Source organism: Herbidospora sp. RD11066 (assembly GCF_054661255.1).
On the sequence record NZ_BAAGDO010000004.1, the window covers coordinates 542,486 to 566,241 of the forward strand.

Annotated in this window: 28 protein-coding genes; 14 read left to right on the plus strand and 14 right to left on the minus strand. The window is 70.1% G+C overall.

Translation table 11 applies throughout. The features are described 5' to 3' along the window. Positions 1-39 precede the first annotated feature (39 nt). Positions 40-441, plus strand: a complete 402-nt coding sequence (locus tag ACYQ78_RS19200; protein WP_459802223.1) for a F0F1 ATP synthase subunit epsilon — start codon at positions 40-42, stop codon at positions 439-441. 20 nt (positions 442-461) lie between these two features. After that, entirely contained in the window at positions 462-839 is a 378-nt protein-coding gene (locus ACYQ78_RS19205) for a DUF2550 family protein (RefSeq protein ID WP_459802224.1), read from the plus strand. 1 nt (position 840) lies between these two features. Here ACYQ78_RS19205 and ACYQ78_RS19210 read toward each other — a convergent pair whose 3' ends face one another. The 4 genes from ACYQ78_RS19210 to ACYQ78_RS19225 all read right to left on the minus strand — a co-directional run bounded on the left by ACYQ78_RS19210 (position 841) and on the right by ACYQ78_RS19225 (position 4,386). Continuing rightward, positions 841-2,676 carry a DUF6596 domain-containing protein gene (locus tag ACYQ78_RS19210; protein WP_459802225.1) on the minus strand — a complete coding sequence of 612 codons (1,836 nt, stop codon included), beginning with the start codon at positions 2,674-2,676 and terminating at the stop codon, positions 841-843. After that, positions 2,673-2,996, minus strand: a complete 324-nt coding sequence (locus ACYQ78_RS19215) for a YciI family protein (RefSeq protein WP_459802226.1) — start codon at positions 2,994-2,996, stop codon at positions 2,673-2,675. Before ACYQ78_RS19215 ends, ACYQ78_RS19210 begins: the two co-directional genes overlap by 4 nt. Positions 2,997-3,082: 86 nt before the next feature. Continuing rightward, entirely contained in the window at positions 3,083-3,823 is a 741-nt protein-coding gene (locus ACYQ78_RS19220; RefSeq protein ID WP_459802227.1) for a hypothetical protein, read from the minus strand. Next, positions 3,799-4,386, minus strand: a complete 588-nt coding sequence (locus ACYQ78_RS19225) for a cob(I)yrinic acid a,c-diamide adenosyltransferase (protein WP_459802228.1) — start codon at positions 4,384-4,386, stop codon at positions 3,799-3,801. The genes ACYQ78_RS19220 and ACYQ78_RS19225 overlap by 25 nt, the downstream gene beginning before the upstream one ends. A 130-nt stretch (positions 4,387-4,516) precedes the next feature. Here ACYQ78_RS19225 and ACYQ78_RS19230 point away from each other — a divergent pair, with 130 nt between their 5' ends. From ACYQ78_RS19230 to ACYQ78_RS19245, 4 genes are read left to right on the plus strand one after another with little or no spacing between them, the layout of a single operon-like run. Continuing rightward, positions 4,517-5,377: an ABC transporter ATP-binding protein gene (locus ACYQ78_RS19230; RefSeq protein ID WP_459802229.1), complete on the plus strand. Its 861-nt coding sequence runs from the start codon at positions 4,517-4,519 to the stop codon at positions 5,375-5,377. Beyond that, entirely contained in the window at positions 5,374-6,483 is a 1,110-nt protein-coding gene (locus ACYQ78_RS19235) for an ABC transporter permease (RefSeq protein WP_459802230.1), read from the plus strand. The genes ACYQ78_RS19230 and ACYQ78_RS19235 overlap by 4 nt, the downstream gene beginning before the upstream one ends. A gap of 23 nt (positions 6,484-6,506) precedes the next feature. Further along, positions 6,507-7,688, plus strand: coding sequence for a sensor histidine kinase (locus ACYQ78_RS19240; protein ID WP_459802231.1), 1,182 nt, complete (start codon positions 6,507-6,509; stop codon positions 7,686-7,688). Next, positions 7,685-8,278, plus strand: a complete 594-nt coding sequence (locus ACYQ78_RS19245) for a response regulator (RefSeq protein WP_459802232.1) — start codon at positions 7,685-7,687, stop codon at positions 8,276-8,278. Before ACYQ78_RS19240 ends, ACYQ78_RS19245 begins: the two co-directional genes overlap by 4 nt. A 147-nt stretch (positions 8,279-8,425) precedes the next feature. Here ACYQ78_RS19245 and ACYQ78_RS19250 read toward each other — a convergent pair whose 3' ends face one another. The 6 genes from ACYQ78_RS19250 to ACYQ78_RS19275 all read right to left on the minus strand — a co-directional run bounded on the left by ACYQ78_RS19250 (position 8,426) and on the right by ACYQ78_RS19275 (position 13,651). Next, positions 8,426-9,418, minus strand: a complete 993-nt coding sequence (locus tag ACYQ78_RS19250; RefSeq protein ID WP_459802233.1) for a polysaccharide deacetylase family protein — start codon at positions 9,416-9,418, stop codon at positions 8,426-8,428. A 76-nt stretch (positions 9,419-9,494) separates the two neighbouring features. Further along, a complete protein-coding gene (locus ACYQ78_RS19255; protein WP_459802234.1) occupies positions 9,495-10,100 on the minus strand; it encodes a TetR/AcrR family transcriptional regulator in 606 nt (201 codons plus the stop codon). A 113-nt stretch (positions 10,101-10,213) separates the two neighbouring features. Beyond that, complete coding sequence (locus tag ACYQ78_RS19260; protein ID WP_459802235.1) at positions 10,214-10,831, minus strand: response regulator; 618 nt, start codon at positions 10,829-10,831, stop codon at positions 10,214-10,216. After that, on the minus strand, positions 10,828-12,045 hold the full coding sequence (locus tag ACYQ78_RS19265) for a sensor histidine kinase (RefSeq protein WP_459802236.1): 1,218 nt from the start codon (positions 12,043-12,045) through the stop codon (positions 10,828-10,830). The genes ACYQ78_RS19260 and ACYQ78_RS19265 overlap by 4 nt, the downstream gene beginning before the upstream one ends. Further along, the gene (locus tag ACYQ78_RS19270) at positions 12,021-12,821 is read right to left on the minus strand and encodes an ABC transporter permease (protein ID WP_459802237.1); all 801 of its coding nucleotides are present in this window, start codon (positions 12,819-12,821) and stop codon (positions 12,021-12,023) included. The genes ACYQ78_RS19265 and ACYQ78_RS19270 overlap by 25 nt, the downstream gene beginning before the upstream one ends. Beyond that, positions 12,818-13,651, minus strand: coding sequence for an ABC transporter ATP-binding protein (locus ACYQ78_RS19275; RefSeq protein WP_459802238.1), 834 nt, complete (start codon positions 13,649-13,651; stop codon positions 12,818-12,820). Before ACYQ78_RS19275 ends, ACYQ78_RS19270 begins: the two co-directional genes overlap by 4 nt. Before the next feature lie 93 nt (positions 13,652-13,744). Between ACYQ78_RS19275 and ACYQ78_RS19280 the strand changes: the two genes are divergently transcribed. After that, positions 13,745-14,374, plus strand: coding sequence for a maleylpyruvate isomerase family mycothiol-dependent enzyme (locus ACYQ78_RS19280; RefSeq protein ID WP_459802239.1), 630 nt, complete (start codon positions 13,745-13,747; stop codon positions 14,372-14,374). Here the strand turns inward: ACYQ78_RS19280 and nucS are convergent. Continuing rightward, on the minus strand, positions 14,371-15,033 hold the full coding sequence (gene nucS / locus ACYQ78_RS19285) for an endonuclease NucS (RefSeq protein WP_459802240.1): 663 nt from the start codon (positions 15,031-15,033) through the stop codon (positions 14,371-14,373). The two genes, ACYQ78_RS19280 and nucS, sit on opposite strands and share 4 nt — an antisense overlap. Before the next feature lie 58 nt (positions 15,034-15,091). Between nucS and ACYQ78_RS19290 the strand changes: the two genes are divergently transcribed. From ACYQ78_RS19290 to ACYQ78_RS19310, 5 genes are read left to right on the plus strand one after another with little or no spacing between them, the layout of a single operon-like run. Next, the gene (locus ACYQ78_RS19290; RefSeq protein ID WP_459802241.1) at positions 15,092-16,135 is read left to right on the plus strand and encodes a 3-hydroxyacyl-CoA dehydrogenase; all 1,044 of its coding nucleotides are present in this window, start codon (positions 15,092-15,094) and stop codon (positions 16,133-16,135) included. Between the two features lie 5 nt (positions 16,136-16,140). Next, positions 16,141-16,434 carry an ATP/GTP-binding protein gene (locus tag ACYQ78_RS19295; protein ID WP_459802242.1) on the plus strand — a complete coding sequence of 98 codons (294 nt, stop codon included), beginning with the start codon at positions 16,141-16,143 and terminating at the stop codon, positions 16,432-16,434. Positions 16,435-16,451: 17 nt separating this feature from the next. After that, a complete protein-coding gene (locus tag ACYQ78_RS19300) occupies positions 16,452-17,156 on the plus strand; it encodes an alpha/beta hydrolase (protein ID WP_459802243.1) in 705 nt (234 codons plus the stop codon). 43 nt (positions 17,157-17,199) lie between these two features. Next, a complete protein-coding gene (locus ACYQ78_RS19305; RefSeq protein ID WP_459802244.1) occupies positions 17,200-17,961 on the plus strand; it encodes an alpha/beta fold hydrolase in 762 nt (253 codons plus the stop codon). Beyond that, positions 17,958-18,458: a hypothetical protein gene (locus ACYQ78_RS19310; protein ID WP_459802245.1), complete on the plus strand. Its 501-nt coding sequence runs from the start codon at positions 17,958-17,960 to the stop codon at positions 18,456-18,458. The genes ACYQ78_RS19305 and ACYQ78_RS19310 overlap by 4 nt, the downstream gene beginning before the upstream one ends. On the opposite strand, the gene ACYQ78_RS19315 is transcribed toward ACYQ78_RS19310, so the two are convergent. Both ACYQ78_RS19315 and ACYQ78_RS19320 read right to left on the minus strand, forming a co-directional pair. Next, complete coding sequence (locus ACYQ78_RS19315; RefSeq protein WP_459802246.1) at positions 18,439-18,966, minus strand: GNAT family N-acetyltransferase; 528 nt, start codon at positions 18,964-18,966, stop codon at positions 18,439-18,441. The two genes, ACYQ78_RS19310 and ACYQ78_RS19315, sit on opposite strands and share 20 nt — an antisense overlap. Further along, positions 18,963-20,168 (minus strand): helix-turn-helix domain-containing protein, encoded by a 1,206-nt coding sequence (locus ACYQ78_RS19320; RefSeq protein WP_459802247.1) that lies wholly within the window; start codon positions 20,166-20,168, stop codon positions 18,963-18,965. Before ACYQ78_RS19320 ends, ACYQ78_RS19315 begins: the two co-directional genes overlap by 4 nt. Positions 20,169-20,361: 193 nt before the next feature. Here ACYQ78_RS19320 and ACYQ78_RS19325 point away from each other — a divergent pair, with 193 nt between their 5' ends. Beyond that, positions 20,362-20,769: an ATP-binding protein gene (locus ACYQ78_RS19325; protein ID WP_459802248.1), complete on the plus strand. Its 408-nt coding sequence runs from the start codon at positions 20,362-20,364 to the stop codon at positions 20,767-20,769. A gap of 222 nt (positions 20,770-20,991) precedes the next feature. Next, positions 20,992-21,939 carry a LuxR C-terminal-related transcriptional regulator gene (locus tag ACYQ78_RS19330; RefSeq protein ID WP_459802249.1) on the plus strand — a complete coding sequence of 316 codons (948 nt, stop codon included), beginning with the start codon at positions 20,992-20,994 and terminating at the stop codon, positions 21,937-21,939. A 436-nt stretch (positions 21,940-22,375) separates the two neighbouring features. Here the strand turns inward: ACYQ78_RS19330 and ACYQ78_RS19335 are convergent, their stop codons facing one another. Then, entirely contained in the window at positions 22,376-23,671 is a 1,296-nt protein-coding gene (locus ACYQ78_RS19335; RefSeq protein WP_459802250.1) for a DivIVA domain-containing protein, read from the minus strand. Between the last annotated feature and the right edge of the window lie 85 nt (positions 23,672-23,756).

The following is a 23,756-nucleotide window of genomic DNA, read 5'->3' on the forward strand; positions in this document are numbered from 1 at the left end:
GCGGCCTCCTGGCCGCGCCGGTGTTCTTGGAGGGAAGAGATGGCAAAGCTGCAGGTGGGCGTGGTCTCACCGGAGCGTGAGATCTGGTCTGGCGAAGCCGACATGGTGATTGCCAAGACCGTCGAGGGCGAGATCGGTATTATGCCGAATCACGCACCCGTAATCGGCGTCCTCGTCGAGGGTGGCGTGCTTCGCGTCAAGCGTGGCGGCGACAATGATCTGGTCGCGGCCGTACACGGCGGCTTCATCTCGGTCGCCGCCAACGAGGTGTCGATCCTCGCCGAAGCGGCCGAACTCGGTTCCGAGGTCGACGTCGCCGCGGCGAAGGACGCTCTCCAGCGGGCCCAGGCCGCGATCGAAGCGAGCCAGGACGACGCGGACGCCCAGGTGGAGGCCAAGCGCAACACGGCCCGCCTCCGGGCGGCCGGTGAAGAGGTCTGAGATTTGAAGGAGGGGCAGCGGTGGAGCTACTCATAGGGTTGGCTCTGCTCGCTGCCCTGTTCTGCATTCGTGTCGTCGCCCTGGCCTCGCGCCGGGGCACGGTGGTCTGTTACGTACGGACCGGAACCCGGAAATGGCAGAGCGGAGTAGCGCGCTATGCCGGAGGAGAACTCCACTGGGTTCCTCTCGCCGGACTCCGATTGAGGCCGCGCCACGCGATAGCGAGGCGCGGCCTCGTCGTTTCCCGGCGCCGCCCCCTGGAGGCGGGCGAGGGCCCGCAGGGCCACTGGATGGTCGAGGCGGGCCCGGTCAGCCTGGCCATGAGCGAAGACGCGCTGACGGGTTTCCTGGCCTGGCTGGAGTCGGCGCCCCCGAGCGCCCACCTCGACGCGCGCTGAGTCAGCGCAGGTCGCGCAACGTGTGGCCGGTCGTCTGCTTGAAGAGGTATTCGGCGCGTTCGTAGGACAGCCGTCGCCGCCCGGTGTGCGGGCACAGGTCTCCGGCCGCCGGGGTGCGGGCCGGGCCGGGGCGCCGGTCGGACAGGAACAGCGGGCCGTGGGTGCGTCCGGCGATGAGGCCGGGGAGCAGGCGGGCGGTTGTCGATCGCCACGTGACGCCGTTCGCGGCCCGCCGGTCGTCGAGGTCGAGGTCGTCGACGTTCAGGGCGAGCACTGTGGCGATGGGCGCGCTGGATTCGTACAGGAGAGACCACAGGACCCGTTCCCGCAGCGCGAGGCCGGGGAGCTCGGGTGGCGCGACCGGGGTACGGTCCGACGGCGGTTCGGCGCGGCGGGACAGGTCGCCGGTGAGGCCGGGGAGTTCGGCCCAGGCGGTGAAGGAGCCGAGCGCGGCCAGGTGGCGGTTCCAGGTCCGGGGCGCGACGTGGTCCCAGGCGGTGGTCACCGCCCTGCTCACCTCGGCGGCGGTCACCGTCGAGAGCGGGGTCTCCGCGCCCAGCGACAGGCACAGCCGGTGCAGGGTCTGGCCGTAGGAGCGCGCCGTCGACGGCGTGAGGCCGGCCAGGAACGCGGTCACCGCGGCGCCCAAGAGCGGCCCGGCGTCGTCGTCGGGGACGATCGCGGTGGCGCGGCGTTCGAGGAAGGCGCGTTCCGCTGCGTTGTCGGCCAGGCTCGCGGCCCGCAGGAACTCCCGCCGCGCCTCGCCGAGACGGCCCAGGCGGAGCAGCAGGTCGGCGCGGACGCCCGGGAGCAGGTGGTAATTGCGGAGGGCCGGATCGCCGGTCAGGGCGTCGGCCAGCGCGAGGCCCTTCTCCGGGCCGTGGGCCATGCCGAGCGCCACGGCCTGGTTGAGCCGCACGACCGGGCTCGGCGCCAGCGTCACGAGGATCTCGTAGAGGGCGGCGATCTGCGCCCAGTCGGTCTCCTCGGCGGTGCGCGCCTGCGCGTGGCAGACCGCGATGGCGGCCTGGACGAGATAGGGCCCCGGCGGGCCGCCGAGTTCGCGGGCGCGCAGCATCGCGGTGAAACCCCGGCGGATGCGGAGCTGGTCCCAGCGGCCCCGGTTCTGTTCGTGCAGCGGGATCGGCTCGCCCGAGGGGCCGGTCCGGGCGGCGGCGCGGGAGGTCTGGATCTCCATGAGGGCCAGCAGGCCCAGCACCTCCGACCGCGGCGCGACCTCCGCCAGCATGCCGCCCAGGCGCAGCGCCTCCAGCGTGAGCCGCGGGCGCATCAGGTCGTCGCCGGAGGCCGCCGCGTAGCCCTCGTTGAAGATCAGGTAGATGACCTCCAGGACCGAGCCGAGCCGGTCGGCCGTCGGGGGGAGGTCGAACTCCACCCGGTGCTCGGCGAGGGTGCGCTTGGCGTCGGCGATCCGGCGGGCGACGACCTGCTCGCCGGTGAGGAAGGCGCGGGCGATCTCGGCGTTGGTGAGACCGCCCAGCAGCTTCAGCGTGAGCGCGACCCGCGCCGGGGGCGGCAGCACCGGATGGCACGACAGGAACATCAGCCGCAGCGTGTCGTCACCCTGCGGTTCCTCGTCGTGAGGCACCAGACCGCCCTGGCGCTGCTCGCGGCGGATGTGGTCGACCGCCCGGCGCCTGGCCACGGACATCAGCCAGGCGCCGGGATTGTCGGGCACCCCCTCGGAGGGCCACTGCTCCATCGCGGCGACCAGGGCGTCCTGGGCGAACTCCTCGGCCAGGCCGACGTCGCGGACCAGCCGGGTCAGCCCCGCGATGATCTTCGCGGACTCCAGTCTCCAGACGGCGTCGATCACAGGACTCTGCGGATCTCACTGACCCCGTCGCCGACGATCCGGCGGAAGCGGCGGGCCAGCTCCAGCATCTCGTCGCCGGAGGTCACCTCGATCAGCGCGAAGCCGACGGCGACCTCCTTGGCCTCGGCGAACGGCCCGTCGGTGACGGTGATCTCGGAGCCGCTAGAGGTCATCCGGACGCCGCCCGGCTCCAGCCCGCCGGTGGCCAGCAGGATGCCCTTGGCGCTCATCTCCTCGATGAAGGCGCCCATCTCGGCGAACAGCCTCTCGTCGGGGGCGGGGGTGTTCTCGTCGGCCAGGCTCGTCAGCAGGTAGCGCATCTCGGGTCTCTCCTCATGCTCGTTCGATGTTCTGTACCCCTACGTCGAATGGCCGATGTGACAGGGAACGGCGTCGTTCCTGGGTGTCAGGTTCGGCTCTGCTCGTCGGCGAGGCCGGTTCGCCGACCCTCGCCGTCCGCGAGCTCGTCGGCGCCTGACCGGCGCGAGAAGGCCGACCTCAGCCTCTTCACCCCGGCCGCGAGCACTGGCAGCCCGATGGCCCAGCAGCGGATGATGGCCCAGGCGCCCGCGTTGACGTGCTGTCCGTTGCCCTGGACGTCCGGGGCGAGGCGCGCGCAGAGGTCGGGCACGCCCAGCAGAACGAAGCCGACGGCGACGAGGAGCACACCGGCCACGACGGCGTGCGCGCTCCGGTGGGCGAAAGCCGCGAACAGGGTGATCGCCGCCGCACACAGCAGGGCGGGCGGGGCCTCCTTGGTGGCCCAGTGGACGAGCTGGGTCGTGCCGAACCACTCGGCGTCCGGCATCGGGTCTTCGAAGTAGAGGATCGGCGACGGCGGGCCATGGAGATCCCGGTAGGTACCGTAATAGCCGCCTCCGGCGAACGCTGCGGCGAAGACGAGCCAGAGCCGCGACCCCCGGGCGATCGGGATGACGGCGGCGAAGGCCGCCATCAGGCCGAGGAACACGCCCTTGCTGAGGCCGTTGGTGAACGGGATCCACTGGTTCCACGGATAGTTGCCGACCGTGGCGGCGGTCCAGACGCCGACCGCGCCCCAGGCCACGACACCGGCGGCGATGCCGACGGCTAAGAGGTTGCCGATGCGGTATCTGGCGAGCATCAGCGGGTGCCGCCGGGCTTCCACATGATCTCGTTGCCGTCCGAGGAGATGCGGCACAGGATGAACAGCAGGTCGCTCAGGCGGTTGAGATAGGTCGCCGTCAGCGGGTTCACGTCGTCGTGGGCCTCCAGTGCCGCCCACGTCGACCGTTCGGCGCGCCGGATGACCGTCCGGGCCACGTGGAGCAGCGCCGTGCCGGGCGAACCCCCCGGCAGGATGAACGAGCGCAGCGGCTTCAGCCGGGAGTTGAACTCGTCGCACCGCGACTCCAGCCACTCCACGTACGACGCCTCGACGCGCAGCGGCGGGAACTCGGGGTTCTCCACGACCGGGGTGCACAGGTCGGCGCCCACGTCGAACATCTCGTTCTGGACGCGCAGCAGCACCGCGCCGATCTCCTCCGGCAGGTTCCCCATCGCCAGGGCGACGCCGATCGCCGCGTTGGCCTCCTCGACGTCGGCGTAGGCGGCCAGGCGCGGGTCGGTCTTGGTGGTGCGGGTCATGTCGCCCAGAGCGGTCGTGCCGTCGTCTCCGGTCTTGGTGTAGATCTTCGAGAGCACCACCGGCTGATCGTTGTCGCGCGTCATGCGGCCCAGCGTAGTCATGTGCCAAATGTCATACGGATCGCCTGACGAATCCCCCGCAAGCCGCTGATTTCCGTGTCTACGCACCACGTCCCGGTAAAGACAAGATGGTGTCATGTTGGAGATCAGGGGTTTGCGGAAGACATTCGGGGCCGGCAAGGTCGCCCTCGACGGGGTGAGCTTCGCGGTCCCGGCCGGGCAGATGTTCGGCTTCGTGGGGGCCAACGGTGCCGGCAAGACGACGACGATGCGGATCGTCATGAAGGTACTGACCGCCGACGAGGGCGAGGTCCTCTGGAACGGGCGCCCGCTGACGTTCGCCGAGCGGCGGACCTTCGGCTACATGCCGGAGGAGCGCGGGCTCTACCAGAAGATGCGGGTCGGCGAGCAGATCGACTACTTCGGCCGTCTCCACGGGATGGACACCGTGGCGGTCGTGAAGGCCCGCGACACGCTGCTGGAGCGGCTCGGGCTGACCGTGCGGATCAACGACACCGTCGAGTCGCTGTCGCTGGGCAACCAGCAGCGTGTGCAGCTCGCGGTGGCGCTCATCCACGACCCTGAGCTGCTCATCCTCGACGAGCCGTTCTCGGGGCTCGACCCGATCGCGGTCGACGCGCTGGCCGAGGTGCTCCACGAGCGGGCGCGCGGGGGCGTGCCGGTCATCTTCTCCAGCCACCAGCTCGACCTGGTCGAGCGGCTCTGCGACGCGGTCGGGATCGTGTCGGCCGGGCGCATGGTGGCCAGCGGCACCGTCGACGAACTGCGCGACGCGGAGGCGCGGCGGCTGCGGGTCGTCGTCAGGGACGCCAAGCCGGGCTGGGCCGACGGGCTGCCCGGCGACCTCGTCAAGGACGGCGACCGCGACGTGCTGACGGTCGCCGGGGGCGACGACCAGTCCGTGCTGAAGAAGGCCGTGGAGGCCGGGCAGGTCGAGTTCTTCGGGGTCGAGCGCCCCACGCTGGTCGAGATCTTCAGGGAGGCAGTGGCATGAGCGGTCTGTGGCTGGTGGCGAAGCGGGAGATCAGCACCCAGATCAGGACCAGGGCCTTCGTGATCGGCCTGATCGTCTCGGTGGTGCTGGTCGGGGCGCTGTCGTTCGCGCCGAAGCTGTTCGGCGGGCCCGACGAGTACAACCTGGGGATCGTGGGCGGGCAGGAGCTGCCCGTCCAGGCCCTGGCCCCCGACGCGAAGGTGACCTGGAAGACCTTCCCCGACGAGCAGGCCGCCACCACGGCGGTGCGCGACGGCGACGTCGACGCGGCGGTCGTCGGCGGGACGCGGGTGCTGACCGACGGCGAGATCGATGATGAGCTCGGGCTGATGCTCCAGAGCGCGAACCGGGAGGCGCAGATCGGCGCGTCCGGAGTGACGCTGACGCCGCTGGAGATGCAGTCGGTCGGCGCCGACACGCGTTACGAGGGGCCGCGGCGGACCATCGCCACCGTGATCGTGTTCCTGCTGTTCTTCATGATCATCGGTAGCGTGATGATGGTCGCCATGGGGGTGGTCGAGGAGAAGAGCAGCCGGATCGTCGAGATCCTGCTCATCTCGATCCGGCCGTGGCAGCTGCTCGGCGGCAAGGTCCTCGGGCTCGGCGTCATCGGGTTCATCAACCTCGTGGCGCTGATGGCCGCCGGACTCGGCGGGGCGTACCTGTCCGGGTTCGCCGCCGACTTCCCGCCCGGGATCGCGGGCGTCGTGCTCAGCTCGGTCGTCTGGTGGATCCTCGGATACTCCTTCTTCGCCGTGCTCGCCGGGGCGCTCGCGTCGCTGGTGTCGCGTCAGGAGGACATGAACAGCGCGGTGAACCCGCTGATCATGCTGATCATGGCGTCCTACTTCGTGTCGTTCTTCGGCACCGACAATCCCGACAATCCGGTGGCGCACATCCTGGCGTTCGTGCCGCCGTTCTCCTCGATGATCATGCCCGTCCGGATGGCCGCCACCGAGGTGCCGATCTGGGAGGTGCTGCTGTCGGGTGGCTTGATGGTGCTCGCGGTGGCGGGGATCCTGCGGGTGGGCGGGCTCGTGTACGAGCGGGCGGTGCTGCGTACCGGAAAGCGGTTGAAGATCACCGAGGTTCTGCGCACGAAGTGACCACCTAGGATGGGCAGGCGATGATGGACAAAGGGATCAAAAGAGCCCGGCGGGTGGTCCGGTTCACGCTCAACACCACGCTTGGGCTGGTCTGGCTCTTCGCCGTCATCGGGCTGATCGCCGAGAAGGGGCCGGAGGCGCTCGTCACGTGGCGGATCGTCCCCGAGCTGGTCTTGGTCGCCGTCTTCAGCCTGCTGTTCCTCCGGTGCACCCGGGCCATCCTCGAACGGCGGTACCCCAGGGCCGAGATCGTCACCATGGGCGTCATCGCGGTCACGGTGGCCGTCATGAGCGGGGGCCCCACGGCCTGGTGGAGCTTCACCTCCTACGCCTGGCTGTCGATCGCGGTGGTGGGGGTGCGGCGGCGCACCGCCATCTTCCAGGCGATCGGCACCTTCCTGGTGATGGCGCCGCTGAGCGCCTGGGTCCTGATCGAGACCATGCCCGGGGCCGACACGGCCACCGTCGTCGGCGTCATCGTGGGGGCCAGCCTCTACGCCGCGCTCATGTGCTCGTTCCTGCCGTGGACCAACCGGCTGTGGGTGTGGATGTGGCGGATCGCCGAGGAGGCCCACGAGGGGCGCGAGGCGCAGTCGCGGCTCGCGGTCGCCGAGGAGCGGCTCCGGTTCGCCCGCGACCTGCACGACCTGGTCGGCCACCAGCTCTCGGCCATCGCGGTCAAGAGCGAACTGGCCGTCCGGCTCGCCGGTGAGGGCGCGGCGGGCGACGAGATGGCCGAGGTGCGCGGCCTGGCCCGCACCGCCCTGCGCGAGCTGCGCGAGGCGGTCAAGGGCTACCGCGAGCTCGACCTGACCGCCGAGCTCGCCAGTGTGCGCGGGGTGCTGGAGGCGGCCGGGATCACCTGCACTCTCAAGTTGCCCTACCGCGAGGCCCCCGGCGACACCGCGCCGGTGTTCGCGTGGGTGGTCCGCGAGGCCGTCACCAACGTGCTGCGCCACAGCACCGCCACCACCTGCGACATCACCCTGCGGCTCACGCCGGGGGAGACGATCCTCGAGGTGCGCAACAACGGGGTCCGCAAGGACGCGCTCAAAGACGGCGAGGGCAGCGGCCTGGCCGGGCTGACCGAACGGCTCGACGCCGTCGGCGGCACCCTGACGGCCGAGCCCGACGGTAAGGGCGGGTTCCTGCTCCGCGCGTCGGCGCCCTCGGCCGTGAAGCCGGTCTTGGCGGCCCGGTCGTGATCAGAGTCCTGCTGGCCGACGACGAGCATCTCATCCGGCAGGCCATCGCCACCCTGCTCGGCCTGGAGCCCGACATCTCCGTCGTGGCCCAGGTCGCGCGGGGCGATCTGGTGGCCGCCGCCGTGGCCGAGCACACCCCCGACGTGATCGTGCTCGACGTCGAGATGCCCGGTCTCGACGGCCTGAGCGTCGCCGAGTCGCTGCCGGGCAAGGCGATGCTGATCCTGACCAGCTTCGGCCGCCCCGGCTATCTGCGCCGTGCGCTGGCGGCGGGAGTGCGGGGATTCGTCCCGAAGGACGCCTCCGCGGAGGAGCTCGCCGCGGCGATCCGCAAGGTCCACACGGGCGGGCGTTACCTCGACCCCGAGATGGCCGCCTCGGCCATGATGGCCGGGGAGTCGCCGCTGACCGAGCGCGAGCGGGACGCGCTCGCGCTGGCCGCCTCGGGCGCGTCGGTCGGCGAGATCGCCGCGTCGCTGCACCTCAGCGAGGGCACCGTCCGCAACTACCTGTCCAACGCGATCGCCAAACTGGGCGCGGTCAACCGGATCGGGGCGATCCGGACTGCTCAGGACATGGGGTGGATCTGACGGGTCGTTCCCGGCTCGTCTCGGCTTTCTGTGTCATGGTGTGACTACGGAACGTGATCTCGTTTCGCCCGCTCCGGGGTGTCGATCCCGGTGTTCACATATTTCGCGGCCACTGGCCCGCCGCCTCACAGATGCCCCACGGAAGTCTCAGGTAAGGCTCTGCAGGCGGGCCAGGGTCCGCCCATCCTGGGCCTCCAGCCAGTCGGCGAGCTGGGCGTACGACACGCAGCGCACCTCGGCGTCGCGGCAGATCTCGTCCATCGCGGTCAGCAGGGCGCGCATGTAGATGCCGCCGTTCCAGTTCTCGAAGTGGTTGCCGATGAAGACCGGCGCCCGGTTCCCGGCGAGCTGCCGACGCACGGTTTTCACGTAGGTGTCGGCGGTCTGGCGCTGCCAGCGTCTCCACATTCCCCGCTGTCCGTCACGGGCGCCGCTGTGCAGGGCGTAGAAGTTGTAGTCCATGCTCAGGACCTGTTTCCCGGTGCCGCTGTGGACGAGACTCGGCAGCGGGAACCGCCACAGGCCCGCCTTCTTCCTGGGCCACGAGAGCGTGCCGACCTCGCTGGCGTCGTAGCGGAAGCCGTACACCCTGAAGGCCTTGAACATGGCCGGGCGGTCGCCTTCGAGGCAGGGGGTCCGGCCGCCGCGCACGGCCTTCCTGAGGTCGAACGGCAGGTGGGGGCCGGCGATGGCGAAGAACTGGTCGAGCTCGCTGCGCCAGTCGGCGGCGGTCCAGGTCTTGACGCCGGTCGGGCCGCAGAAGTGGCCGTTGAAGTGGGTGCCGATCTCGTGGCCCGCGCGGTGGGCCTCGGTCAGGTAGGCGATCTGCTCGGGCATCCGGGCGGCCTGCTGGAAACCGATGTCGGACGTGCCGGCCGGGCGCTTCGGGGGCTTGTATTCAAGGCGGCGTTCCTGCGGAAGTAGGTAAACGCCGGACAGGAAGAACGTGAACGTCGCGCCGGCGTCCTGGCCCGCCTTCAGGAAGACCGGGAACCAGTCGCGCCGGTCGGCTCCGGCGCCGTCGAAGGAGAACACCACGAACTGGGGCGGGCGCTGTCCGGGTCGCAGCGCCGGGGAGGACGGGGTCGCGGAGGGGGCGGGCGACGGGGTGAAGGAGACGGGGATTCTCGGGGTGGCCACGACGGATCCGCAGCCGGTGGAGGCGCAGAGCGCCGCGATAATTACTCTCCGTAGCACTCTTTCATGAAAACACAGGTCAGGCCTGAAATGATCGACGAAATACGTGTACGGCGGTCGCGACCAGCAGTTCCTTTTCCGGCCGGTCGTCCGAGAGGACCCATTCGATGAGCAGTTCCGTGAGTGCCCCTATCAAGGCGAGCGCCAGCAGGTGGAGCTCGGCGGGCAGCTCCTCGGATAACCCCTTGAGCGAGCTCTCGATCACGTGGGTGAACCCGGCGACCGCCTTCTGCCGCGACCCCGACAGGACGTCGCCCGCGCGGCGCACCTCCAGGTGCATGATCCGGGCCCGGCGCACGTCGAGCGTGACGAACCGCACATACTCGGTTATCCCGGCGACGATGCGCCCATCGAGCGTGGGCGGGGCGTTCTCTATGGCGGCGCCGACCGCGGTCAGGGTCTCGTCGACGCATCGCTCGTAGACGGCCCGCATCAGTTCCTCGCGACCGGCGAAGCACTCGTAGAACGCCCGGTTGGAGATGTGCGCGGTCGAACAGAGCTTCTCGATCGTGGTCGCGTGGAATCCGGGCTTGGCGAACAGACCGTAAGCGGCCGCGATGAGCCGCTCCCGGCGATCGGCGACTCGCTGAGCCGCCGACATCCCCCGATATTCTCGTCCCGTCACCATCTCACCTCGCCGTCCTGGCCCCCCAGAAGCCACCATTATGGACGCAAGATCTTTTTAACGGAAGTATCGGGAAATTAGCTTCTTTTATGCAAGTTGGTTATCGGATGTCACTAAAGCAGACCCCGGTCGAGTGCCGTGGTGACGGCGGCCGTCCGGTCGGAGACTCCCAGCTTGCCGAACACGCGGAGCAGATGGGTCTTCACGGTGGTCTCGCTGATGAACAACTCCCGGCCGATCTCCCCGTTGGTCAGTCCGCGCGCCACCAGAGACAGTACCTCCGTCTCCCGGGGTGACAGCGAATCGATTACGGGCGCCCGCATCCGGGTGACCAATCTGGTCGCCACACTAGGTGACAGAACCGTTTCGCCCCGCGCCGCGGCCTTGATCGCGCCGAGCAGGTCGGCGCGCGAGGTGTCCTTGAGCAGATAGCCGGCCGCGCCCGCCTCGACGGCCCGCACGATGTCCTGGTCGGTCTCGTAGGTGGTCAGCACGATCACCCTGGCCGCCGGCCGACCGGCCAGGATGCCCTTGGTCGCGGCCACGCCGTCGCCGCCGGGCATGCGCAGGTCCATCAGCACGACGTCGGGAGTGAGTTCTCGGGCCCGTACGACGGCCTCGTCGCCCGACCCGGCCTCGCCGACGACGGTGATGTCTTCATGGCCGTCGATCATGCCGCGCAGGCCCTCGCGGACCACGGGGTGATCGTCGACGATCATGAGCCGGATCATGCCATGTCCAATCTGACGTGCACCGAGGATCCCTCACCCGGAGCGCTGACGACGTCGAGGCTGCCGCCCTGCTGTTCGATTCTGGTGCGCATGCCCCTCAGCCCGAACCCGGCCCCCGCGGTCGGGTCGAAGCCGATGCCGTCGTCGCGGACCGTCAGGGTGACGTCACTGGTGCCGTACACCACTGAAACGTTCACCGAACGGGCCGACGCGTGCTTGCGGACGTTGGCCAGCGCCTCCTGGGTGGTCCTGATCAGCACCACCTCGCTGCTCGGCGGCAGTTTGCGCGACTCGCCCTCGACAGTGTGCGCCACCGTGACCCCGATCTCCTCGGCGAGCCGCAGCGACAGCCGCCGCAGCGCGTCGTCGAGGGTGGAGCCGTCGAGAGGCGCCGGGCTGAGCGCCGCGACCAGCGCGCGGGCCTCCGCCAGGTTCTCTCGTGCCGTCTGTACGGCCAGACCGAGGTGCCGCGCCGGATCGCGCCCCGCCTGGGCGGCCTGGATGAGCATGATGATGCTGGTGAAGCCCTGGGCGATGGTGTCGTGGATCTCCCCGGCCAGCCGTTCGCGCTCGGCCAGCGCGCCCTTCTCGACCGAGAGCCGGGTGACCTCCGCCCGGCTGGCCTCCAGCTCCTTGATGAGCTCGGCCCGTTCCGCGCTCTGCCCGATGATCTTCGTGATCCACGGACCGAAGATCACCGAGAAGGTGATCGCGATCGCTGTGGTCCCGGAGAAGATGATCAGGTCACCGACCTTGAGATTCGAGGTGGTGAGGTAGCGCAGCGCCGGGGCCACGTTGAGCAGCACCACCGCGCCGATCGCCAGCCGCCCGCTGAGCAGCATGAAGATCTGCGGGCAGAGGGCGAACAGGCCGAACGTCGCGCTGGAGACCAGCCAGGTCGCCGGGATGAACGTCACGCAGACCAGCCCGACGTAGAGGAGCGCGCCGGTGCTGTCGTCTTCGTGGGCCATCAGCGAGCGCCGCCCGATGAGCAGATATCCGGCGGCGCAGACGAGCATCAGCCCGGCGGTGAGCGCCCGGATGGGCGCCGAGTGGTCGTCGTCGAGGACGACGAACACCAGCGCGACCACCCAGGACAGCCCGAACAGGGTCTCCCAGCCCCGGAACGACTCCCAGGCGTGCCCCTCGAGGGGTTCACGGACCCAGGGACCGGGGCCGATCCGGTCTCTCAGCCGTCGCCCCGGCTGGTCCACCGGAACGTCGTCAGGCAGAGCACCAGCCCCCCGACCAGCCACAGCGCCAGCACCAGGGCCACCTTCGGCAGTTCGTAGGAGCCCGTCAGCTCCAGCGTCGCCCCGCCCTCGCCCAGGAACACCGAGCGCAGGCCCTGGCAGATCCACTTCAGCGGGAAGATCGCCGCGACGTTGTTCAACCATGAGGGAAGCTCCGTGAAGGGGATGAAGACACCGGAGACGAACTGGAGGATCACATAGGGCATCGAGATCACCGCCGCCGCCGACTTGGCGTTGCGCGGCAGGCTGCTGACCGCGATGCCGAGCGTCGCCGCCGAGGAGACGCCCAGCGCGAGCACCCACACCAGTGTGACCCACCTGCCGACGTCGGTGGGAAGCTCGAGCCCGAACATGAACACCCCGACGGCCAGCAGCAGCGCCACCTGGATCAGCGACAGCACGAGCGAGCTGACCAGCTTGCCGACGAAGTAGGCGGTACGCGGCATCGGGGTGCCGGCCAGCCGCTTGAGGGTGCCGTCGTCGCGGTCGATGGCGATGCCGATGCCGAGCGTCTGGAAGGCCACGCCCATCACGCCCGCGCCGATCAGCCCGGCGGAGTAGACCTGCGAGACGGTGATCCCGGTGCCCTCGAAGTCGCCCGCGAAGATCGACCCGAACAGGATCAGCAGGATGATGGGGAAGGAGAAGGTGAAGATCACCGCGTCGCGCTGCCGGAAGAAGAGCCTGGTCTCCAGCGACGCGCGGGCGAAGCCGATGCTGAGGGCGGTGGCGTTCATCGTGCGTCCCCGATCAGGTCAAGGTAGATGTCTTCGAGTGAGGGACGGACGACCTGGAGACCCGGGATCTCGCCGTCGTCGTACTTGTCGGCGAGGGTCCGGACGAACGCCGTCGGCGTGTCGGTCTCGGCCTGGCCGTCGGCCCAGGTGACACGGGCCTTGGCGGTGGCGCGTCCGCCCAGGGTGGAGGGGGTGCCCTCGGCGACGATGCGGCCCCGGGCGATGACCGCCACCCGGTCGGCGAGCGCCTCGGCCTCGTCGAGGTAGTGGGTGGTCAGCACGATCGTGGTGCCCTCGGCGGCCAGCCCCCTGATGAGGTCCCAGAACTGGCGGCGGGCCTCGGGGTCGAAGCCGGTCGTGGGCTCGTCGAGGAAGACCAGCTCGGGACGGCCGATGATGCCCAGGGCGACGTCCACCCTCCTGCGCTGGCCGCCGGAGAGCTGGCGGATGCGCGCCCCGGCCTTCTCGCCCAGCCCGACCTGCTCGATGACCTGCTCGGGGTCCCGGCTGTTCGGGTAGTAGCGGGCGAAGTGGCGGACCGTCTCGCGGACGGTGAGCTCGGCCGCGTCGTTGGCGGTCTGGAGCACGATGCCCACCTTGGCCCGCCACGCGGAGGTGGCCTGTCCCGGGTCGACGCCCAGGACCGAGACCTCACCGGCGTCGCGCTTGCGGTAGCCCTCGAGGATCTCGACGGTGGTGGACTTGCCGGCCCCGTTGGGGCCGAGGATGGCGAAGACCTCGCCGGTGCGTATGTCGAGGTCCAGGCCCCCGACGGCCTGGACCTCACCGTAGCGCTTGGTCAGGCCGCGAACGTGGATCGCTGTCGTCATGGGTAAAGCGTCGCCAAAATCCTTGATCGCCGGGACCTACGACCGGTCGACCGGGTTGTCCTCCGAACGGAGGACAGTCCTAGTGTGGGCACGGTGACGAAGTCGGAGATCTGGCCGCTGATCCACGCCGAACGGGCCGCGCTCGCCGCCGACCTGTCCTCCCTCGACGACGCCGGATGGGCGACCCCCTCGCTGTGCGCGGGCCTGACCGTGCGCGAGGTGCTGGCCCATCTCACGGCCGGGGCGAGCCTGGGACCCGCGCGTTGGATGGCGGGGGTGATCCGGCGCCGGTTCGACTTCGACGCGATGGTCGCCGACCGGCTGGCCGAGCAGCTCGGGGCCACACCTCAGGAGACGCTCGACCGGTTCCGCCGGGTGGTGACCAGCAAGGTCAAGGCGCCGATCCCGGTGGAGGCGGTGCTGGGCGAGGCGGTCGTGCACGGCACCGACATCCGCCGCCCGCTGGGCATCGCGCACGGCCATCCGATCGCGACGCTGACCCCGCTGGCGGAGTTCTACGCGGGCAGCGACATGGTCGTGCTGGCCAAGGGCCGCATCATCGGCCTGCGGCTGGAAGCGGCCGACGGCCCCTTCGCCACCGGCTCGGGCGCGCTCGTCACGGGCCCGACCCTGGCGTTGATCATGGCCATGACCGGGCGTTCGATCTTCCTGGACGATCTGGAGGGCCCCGGCGTCGCGACCCTGCGCGACCGCAGCTCCTAGAAGAGGGTCGGGTTCTCCGGCTCGATGCCGCGCAGGCCGTCGTAGTCGAGGGTCACGCAGTCGATGCCCCGGTCGATCGCCAGGACCTTGGCCTGGGGCTTGATCTCCTGGGCGGCGAAGACGCCGCGTACTGGCGCGAGGAGGGGGTCGCGGTTGAGGAGTTCGAGGTAGCGGGTGAGCTGCTCGACGCCGTCGATCTCGCCGCGCCGCTTGATCTCGACGGCCACCGTCGCGCCCGACTGGTCGCGGCACAGGATGTCGACCGGGCCGATCGCGGTCATGTATTCACGCCGGACCAGGGTGTAGCCCGCGCCCAGGGTCGTGATGTGCTCGGCCAGGAGCTCCTGGAGGTGGGCCTCCACGCCGTCTTTCTGCAGGCCGGGGTCGACGCCGAGCTCGTGGCGCGAGTCGTGCATGATCTCGTCCATCGTGAGGATCAGCTTCTCGCCGGTCTTGCTGTGCGTGACCGTCCAGGTGCCCTCGTCTTCGCGGATCTTGCACGGAGGGTTCATCCAGTTCAGGGGCTTGAAGGCGCGGTCGTCGCAGTGGATCGACACGCTGCCGTCGGCCTTGATGAGGATGAGCCTGGGCGCCATCGGCAGGTGTGCCGTCAGCCGCCCCACGTAATCCACGCTGCATCGCGCGATGACCAGCCGCATGCCCGAACCTTACCGGCGAAAGCCACTCTGGGAGACTGCGAGTGAGGGAGGTGGTCGCATGGAGACCGTTGGAGTCGCCGGACTCGGCACGATGGGGGCGGGTATCGCCGAGGTCTTCGCCCGCGCGGGCCTGTCGGTCATCGGGGTGGAGACCGACGGGGAGGCGCTGAAGCGCGGCCGTGAGCATCTGGAGAACTCGACCGGCCGGGCGATCGCGCGGGGCAAACTGACGATCGAGGAGCAGAAGACGATCCTGCACCGGGTCACGCTCTCGACCGACCCGCGGGCCTTCGCCGAGGCCGACCTGGTGATCGAGGCGATCCCGGAGCTCATGGAGCTCAAGCTGCCGCTGTTCGCCGGCCTCGACCGTATCTGCAAGCCGTCGGCGATCCTGGCCACCAACACCTCGTCGCTGCCGGTGACCGAGATCGCCCTGAGCACCGGCAGGCCCGAGCGGGTCGTCGGCATGCACTTCTTCAATCCGGCGCCGGTCATGAAGCTCGTCGAGGTCATCGGCACGCCCCACAGCACCGTCACCGCCGAGGTCGCCGATCTGGCCCGCAGGCTGGGCAAACACCCCGTGGTCGTGGGCGACAAGCCGGGGTTCGTGGTCAACCGGCTGCTGCTGGGCTACCTCAACCACGCCTGTCAGCTGCTCGACTCGGGGGTGGCCTCCAAAGAGGCGATCGACACGGCGATGGTCGTCCAGGCCGGGCTTCCGATGGGCCCCTTCGCCCTGCTCGACCTCATCGGGCTCGACACCGCCTACGAGATCTGCGGCGTGCTCCATCGCGACGGCGGCGACCCGCGCCACGAACCGGCGCAGGTCCTGGCCGATCTCGTCAAGCAGGGCAGGCTGGGCCGCAAGTCCGGCGGCGGCTTCTACGACGGGAAGGCCGAGCCCGAAGAGGGCTTCGACGCCATGGTCCTGCTGCGGCCCTATCTGGTGGACGCCATCACCATGTTCACCAGCGGCTACGCCTCGCAGGACGACATCGACCAGGCCATGAAGCTGGGCTGCGGCTACCGGTCGGGGCCGTTCGAGACCATCGGCGCCCTCCGGATGCGGTCGCTCGACAGCTTCCCCGAGCTGGAAGAATAGGACGTATGAGCCCCCGCCGCGCCCGCCGAGCCGACGAGACCCCCAAAGGGCCGATCCGCCCCTCCGGGGTCGACCGTGTCGAGGAGGCCGCCGACGGCGACTGGGTCGTGCGCACGGTCACCGGGGGCTCCGCCGACCGGCCCTACCGCTGCCCCGGCTGTGATCAGGAGATCCGTCCGGGCATCCCCCACATCGTGAGCTGGCCCCACTGGGCCGGCGGCGAGGAGGAGCGGCGCCACTGGCACACCACCTGCTGGCGCAGCCGCCTCAACCGCGGCCCCGGCCGCACCCGCTACTGAAAGAGGAGACGACAACAGTGGACATCCGGGCGTCGACGGTCCTGCCCGCCCGCCGCAAGGACATCGAGCTGACCACCGCCGACGAGCTGACCCTGGTGGGCGAGCTGGCGGTGCCCGAGACCGCCCCGCCCGTCGCCACCCTCGTCTGCCTCCACCCGCTGCCGACCCACGGCGGCATGATGGACAGCCACGTGCTGCGCAAGGCGTCCTTCCGGCTGCCCGCCCTGGCCGACATCGCGGTGCTGCGGTTCAACACCCGGGGCACCTCCTCCGAGCGCGGCACCTCCCAGGGCGCGTTCGAACACGGCGTGGGGGAGCGGCTCGACGTCGCCGCCGCCCTCGAATACGCCGAGTTCAACGACCTGCCCCGGCCGTGGCTGCTGGGCTGGTCGTTCGGCACCGAGCTGGCGCTCCGGTGGGGGCGCGACCCGTTCGTCGAGGGCGCGATCCTGCTGTCGCCGCCGCTCAAGCGGGCCACCGACGCCGACCTCGACGCCTGGGCCGACTTCGGGAAGCCGCTGGTCGCGCTCGTGCCCGAGTTCGACGACTACCTGCGGCCCCCCGAGGCGGCCGAACGCTTCAAGCGGGTGCCCCAGGCCGAGGTCATCGGGGTCGAGGGCGCCAAGCACCTCTGGGTGGGGGAGCCCTACGTCCGGATCGTGCTCGACCACATCGTCGCCAAGCTCAACCCGGCCAGGGCCCCGCTCCCTACCGAGGTCTGACAACGAGTGGTGACTTCGCGACAGACAGGGCTACGGTGACGTCGTGAAGTTGCATACCCGTACGGCCGGAACCGGCCCCCCGCTCGTGCTGCTGCACGGCTTCCCGCTGTCGTCCGCCATGTGGCTCGCCCAGCGGGCCGGCCTGGCTGACGGCCGCCAGGTCATCACCCCCGACCTGCGCGGCTTCGGCGGGTCCAAGCTCGGCGACGACGAGCCGTCGGTCGACGCCATGGCCGACGACGTGGCCGAACTCCTCGACGCCCTCTCCATCGAGACGGCGGTCGTCGGCGGTCTGTCGATGGGCGGCTACGTCACGATGGCGCTGGCCCGGCGCCACCCGTCCCGCCTGTCCGGGGTGATCCTGGCCAACACGAAGGCGTCCGCCGACTCCCCGGAGGCGGCGGAGAACCGCGAGGCGGTCGCTCAGCGGCTGCTCGACGGGGGAGACCTCCTCGACACCGTCCCCCATCTGCTCGGCACCACCTCGCTGGAGAAGCGCGGCATGGTCGTCGGCCGGGTGCGCGGCCTGGTCGGCGCGGCCCCCGCGCAGGCGGCGGCCTGGGCCCAGCGGGCGATGGCGGCCCGCCCCGACTCCTTCGACACGCTGCGCGCCCTGAGCGTGCCGACGCTGGTCATCGTGGGCGACGAAGACAAACTCACCCCGCCCGCCGACGCCGAGGCGATGGCCAAGGTGCTGCCCGACGGCAGGCTGGTGGTGATCGGCCGGGCCGGTCACCTGTCGGCGATCGAGACCCCCGAGACCTTCAACCGCGCAGTCGCCGGTTTCCTCGACGAACTGCGGTGAGGTTCGCCCTCGGCGTGGTCGTCGGGGCGGTGGCCGTCGGCCTGGCGGCGCTCCTGCGGCCGTTCTCTATTCAGGAGCTCCAGCCGCGGCTTGTGTACAACGGCGGGGACGAGCGGCGCCTCGCCGAACTCTCCGACCATGTGCTGCGTGGGCAGGTGGTCGGCAGGCAGGGCCAGACCACCCACTCCACCACAGACCTTCCGCTGACGCTGTGGACGGTCGACGTCCACGCCACCTACAAGGGCGACCTGCCAGAAACGATCACCGTCGCCCAGATCGGTGGCTACGAGCCCTTCTCCAACACCCTGAAGCTCATCGACGACGACGCCCTGCTCAGGGTCATGGGCGAGTATGTGCTGGCCGTCAACCACGATGTGGAGAACGACCGCTACCGTCTGATGCCGAAATATGGCGACATCAGACTCCCGAACGGCCCACCCGAAGACCTCGCCGCCGTCGACGCCCACTGGAGGAGCGTCACAGCTCCAGAACCATGACGTCGGCGAGCATCGAATCGGGGGCCGGGCGGCAGGTGCCCGCCACTTTCCAGCCCCAATGTTCGTAAATGTCGTGTGCGGCCGCTTCGGGCAGCGACAGCAATGTCGCATAAGGCTCGTCGCGGCCGTTGAGTAATTCGGCGAGCAACCGTCTGCCGATTCCCCGGCCGCGATATTCGACGCGCAGATTCAGTTCGATGACCGCGAATTTCGCCGATTCGACGACTTTCGCCGGACCCGGCGTCGTGTCGCCGCCCCACCAGCGGCCGGGCTCCATCGACAGCCCGAAGGCGAAGCCCGCCAGGACCTCGCCCTCCTCGACCGCGACCACTTCGAAGCCGGGCCGTTCGAGCTGGCTTCCGGTGCGGTCGCGATATCGGTCGGGATGGTAGAGGGGGCCCGAGTTGTAGGGCGGTTCGGCCCGGATGAGGGTGTAGACGGCGGTGTAGTCGTCGTTGACGACGGCGGCCGCGTCGGGGCCGGTCAGGTGGGTGAATCTGACGTTCACGTGATGCCTCCGCGTAAGCCGGCGACCCGGTCGCGGAAGGAGTGCAGTGCCTCGTGTCCGGCGGGCGCCTGATCCGCGACCATAGTCGCCAGTTGCCCCACATAACAGGAATATCCGACGGATTGGGCGGCCATCAGGGCCTTGTCGGCGTGCGCCAGCCCGCTCTCCACCTCGCCACCTCGGACGATCGACATCGCCTCGTGCAGCCGGATCTGGGCCACCGGCCGGACGGTGCCCGGCGGATAGGCGTCGATCGCCTCCTGCTGGGCGCGGGCGGCGCCGGGATGACCGGCCAGCGTGAAGACGAGCGAGCGGCTGTGCAGCAGGCGGGTGACCGGCCAGCCCTCGGCCGAGACGGCGTCGCGGGTCACCTCGTCGGGTAACCGGTCGAAGACCCTGGCCTGCTCCTCCAGGTCGGCGTAGGCCGCGGGGAGATCGCCCAGCAGGACCCTGGCGTGCGCCCTCGCGCCGAGCGCCCGCGCCTTGGCCACCGAGGGCCGGTCGCCCGCGAGAGCCTCGTCGGCCCGGGAGAGGACGAGGGTGAGGGGCCTCTTTTCGTACAGGGCCTGGATCGCCTCCTGCGCGGCGACGAACGCCCGCATGTCGTCGCCGGCCGAGACGGCGGCGCGGCGGGCGGCGGCCCACCAGTGCCGCGACTCGTGCTCGCGCCCGGCCGAGCCGAGCGCGTAGGCGAGCAGGTAGAGCAGGCGGGTGCGGACCCGGGCCCACGGCTGGAGATCGCCGGGCACGTGGGTCAGCGCCGTCTCCAGGGCCAGCACGTCGGCGGACAGACGCCCTATTCCGTCGGTGGCGGGGTGGGCGCCCACGCCGTGGGCGTGTTCCCAGGCGACCTCCTCCCAGAACGCGAGATCGGGGCCGCCTAGGCGGCGTTCGACGAGCATCCGGATGCGTTCCAGCCCGTCGGCCGCCGGAAGGGCTCCGGATGCGCCCCCCAGCACGATCCCGATCAGGCCAAGAGCCTCACGTCTTTCCGTCGGACCCACCTCCACGTCGTGCAGCCTGATCAACTCGCCGTCGGCTCCCAGCGCGGCGTCCAACGCCGACACCACTGCCGAACTCGGGATGTTCTTCCCGAATTCGAGGGCGGAAATGTAGCTGGGAGAGCAGTTTGATCGACGGGCGAGGCCTCGAATGGAGAGATCGCCTCTCAGGCGGCGGAGCGCCTCTCCGAATGACTCCATAGTGCGCACAGCTCCCTGCCGTCAGGGGGGAACGCTGTCCTGTGATCCACGGGACACGACTGGACAGCCGGTGAATGGACGCTGACTCCGAGTGTAGAGATGCTTACGCTAAGGAATATGGCAAGCGGCGAAATGTAATTCCCGAGGCAAATGTCGTAAAAGAGAGTTCCGACCGGGCGGGTGGTATGCGCACATGGCACTCGAAGTGGCGACGCGTTACGAACTGCTCCCCGCTCATCCGAGGTCGGCCGCGGTGGCCCGCGATCGCGTCCGCGGCCTGCTCGCCGCGTGGGGCTTGGCCGATCTCGCGGAGGCGGCCGAACTGGTGACGGCCGAGCTGATCTCCAACGCGGTGAAGGTGAGCGAACCGGACGGCCAGGTGGGCCTGGGTGTCTACCGGTCTACGGCGGGTGTGTCGGCGGGAGTGGTGGTGGAGGTCTGGGACGCCGAACGCAGGCCGCCCCGGCTGCTCGACGCCGGCCCCGACGACATCGGCGGTCGCGGGCTCATGCTCGTCGGCCTGCTCACCCGGGAGTGGGGCTATCGCCGGCCGGCCACGGGCGGCAAGGTCGTCTACGCCGTGGTCGACGCTCCGATGTGAGATCGGTCATAAATTCTGCGGTGAGAAAGTGACGATCCCTCATGTCTTCCGGAGAAAAGAACGGCCGGCGCCTCCCTCAACGCCGGCCGCACTTGTCTTCCTCCCTCTAGGACCGGCGCCACCGGTCTGAAGACGCTTCAACCATGACGTGAATTCCATGTGGATTGCGCGAATTGTGGTGGCCGGTACCGGTCAGTGACCGGAATCTGCCAAGGTTGTCCCATGTGGGAAGCCATTGGGCTGAGCTCCCTCGAAGAGCGCCTCTACCGGCTCCTCCTGCGTGACCCCAAGATCACGCCGGATGAGGCGGCGCGTCGCCTGGATTCCATCCCCGACGCCGTCGAGGCCGCGTCGGCGCGGCTCCAGGAAACCGGTCTCATGGAGTCCGACCCCCTCTACGGGGTCCGCCCCGCCGACCCCCGGATGGCCATCGGCTCGGCGATCCGCCGCCGCCGCGCCGAACTCGACCGCCTCGCCGTCGAGGCCGAGGAACTGGCCACCGACTTCCAGGAGGGCCTCCTGCGCGCCGACCCAGGCCGCGTCATCGAGGTCGTCGAGGGCGCCGCCGCAGCCGGCCGCAAGGTCGCCGAACTCCTCGCCCAGGCGAAGGAGGAGATCCTCGCCATCGACACCCCGCCGTATGCCACCAGCGGCACCTCCATCGAGGCCGAGTCGGCGGCCCTGGCCCGCGGTGTCCGGGTGCGCGCGCTCTACTCGTCGCTGGTCCTCGACATCCCCAAGAAACTCGACGAGATCCGCCAGGTGACCGCCCTGGGCGAACAGGCCAGAATCCTGGCCGAGGTCCCCATCAAACTCATACTGGTCGACCGCTCGACCGCCCTGGTCCCCCTGACCGACCGGGAGGAAGGCGTCCGGTTCACCTCGGTCGTCGTCGGACGCAGCGCCCTGACCGACGCCCTGGTCGCCCTCTTCGACACCCTGTGGCGCGAGGCGTCCCCGGTCTGGGGCAACGGCACCGGCTCGGTCGACGGCGTCGACCAGCAGATCCTCGAACTCCTGGCGGTCGGCATGAAGGACGAGGCCATCCTCCGCCAACTCGGCATCTCGGAACGCACCTTGAGACGCCGCATCGCGACGCTGCTGAGCCGGTTGGGCGCGACGGGCCGTTTCCAGGCGGGGGTACAGGCGGCGCGCAAGGGGTGGATCTAGACACCTCGCTGCGGCATCCGCGCCTTCTCAAGGCTCTTTCTCCGTTACGGCTCCGCCTACCACGACACCGCCCGCCGCCCCCGGCCCGCGCCGTAGCCGCCGCTGACCGGCCGCTTCCGCCTCGCTCGTGACGGCAGCACTGTGGCGTCGATCGGGTGCCCGGAAGGCGGAGCCGTAACGAAAGAAGGCTCTGAACGAGCGGAGCGAGGCCCTGCCTGGGAGCGGGAGGGGCGGAGCGTCCTCCCTCGGAGCGGAGCGACCCGGAGCGACAGCGACGACGGGGCGCGGAGCGGCCAGGGGGAGCGCGAGGGGTCGGACAGCCCCTTCGCAGCGGGGGGTTCGGGGGGTCGTCCGCCCGGGGAAACAGCAAAGCCCGGCGGATGGTCCGCCGGGCTTTACTGTCGTGTATTCGTCGCCCCGAGATCGATCAAGTGGCTTACTCCTGCCACCACTCCGCGTCGTCGTCGGCCTTGGCCGCCGGGGGCGGGGTGGGCTTCGGGGTGGGCTTGGGGTGCTCGATGGGCGGGGCCGCCGACAGGGCGGGCTTGATGGGCGCGGGCGCGACGGGCGCGTGTTCCGGCTCCATGCCCGGGAGGGCGGCGCCGCCGAGGAGCTGGCGGAGCTGGGCGAGGTGGCTCGTGATGCTGTCGCGCTGACGGGTCAGTTCGTCGACCTGGCGCTGCATCGAGCTGCGGGTGCGCTCGGCCTCGTTCTTCGCGTCGGTCGTTATGGTCTCGGCGCTCGTCTTGGCCTCGGCGACCAGCTGGTCGGCGTTCTTGCGGGCGTTGGCGAGCAGCTGCTTGGCGTGGGTGTCGGCCTCGCGCCGGGTCTGCTCGGCCTGCTGGGTGGCCTTGGTGGCGCGCTGCTCGGCGGTGGCCGCGCGCTGCTCTGCCTCGGCGACCAGCTTCTGCGTGTTGGCCTGCGCGGTGGCGTGGCGCTCGGCTTCCTGGCGCTCGGCGTCTTCACGGCGGCTGGCGAGCTGGATCTCGAACTCGGCTTCGTCCTGGGCGCGCTTGGCCTCGGACTCCTCGAGGACCCGCTGGGCCTGGGCACGCATCTCGTCGGCCTGGCGCTTGGCCGTCGTCAGGATCTCGTCGCGCTCACGCTTGGTGCTGGCGCGGAGCTGCGCGACCTCACGCTCGGTGGTGGTGCGAAGCTTGGCGATCTCACGCTCGGCGTCGGCGCGCTTCTCGGCGACCTCGTGGTCGGCCGTGGCGCGCTGCTTGGCGATCTCACGTTCGGTGGTGTTGGTCAGCTCGTCGGTCTCACGCTTGGCCGTGCCCCGGATCTCCTCGGCGTCGCGCTCGGCGGCCGTGCGCATCTCGTCGGCCTCGCGGGTCGCGAGCGCGCGCTTCTCGGCGGCCTCGTTCTCGGCGGCGGCCCGCGTGTCGGCGGCGTCGACCTTGGCGGCGGCCTTGATCTCGTTGGCCTCGGACCGCGCGGCCTGCACCAGCTCGGTGGCCTGCTCTTCCGCGAGACGAAGGAGCTGCTCGATCCGGGCGCCGAGGCCCGAGTAGGTCGGACGCTCCTGCTCCTGGAGCTGACGCTGGGAGTCGGACAAATCACGCTGGAGTGATCCGACCTGCTCACGCGCCTGCCGCAAATCAGTGTCGAGCTGCTTCAAGTGGTCGTGGACCTGGTGCCGGTCATAGCCGCGAAGCACCACGTCGAATTCCCGAGAGGGGGCGTCTTCGAAGAAATTGTTGAGCTGGGCATCGATGTCGGACTGCATGAGGCTCGATCCTGGGTTGTCGAGACGGCTACACGGGCCGGACGGGGGGTTTCGGACATCCGAGGCGAGGAGCCCAATAGGGTGG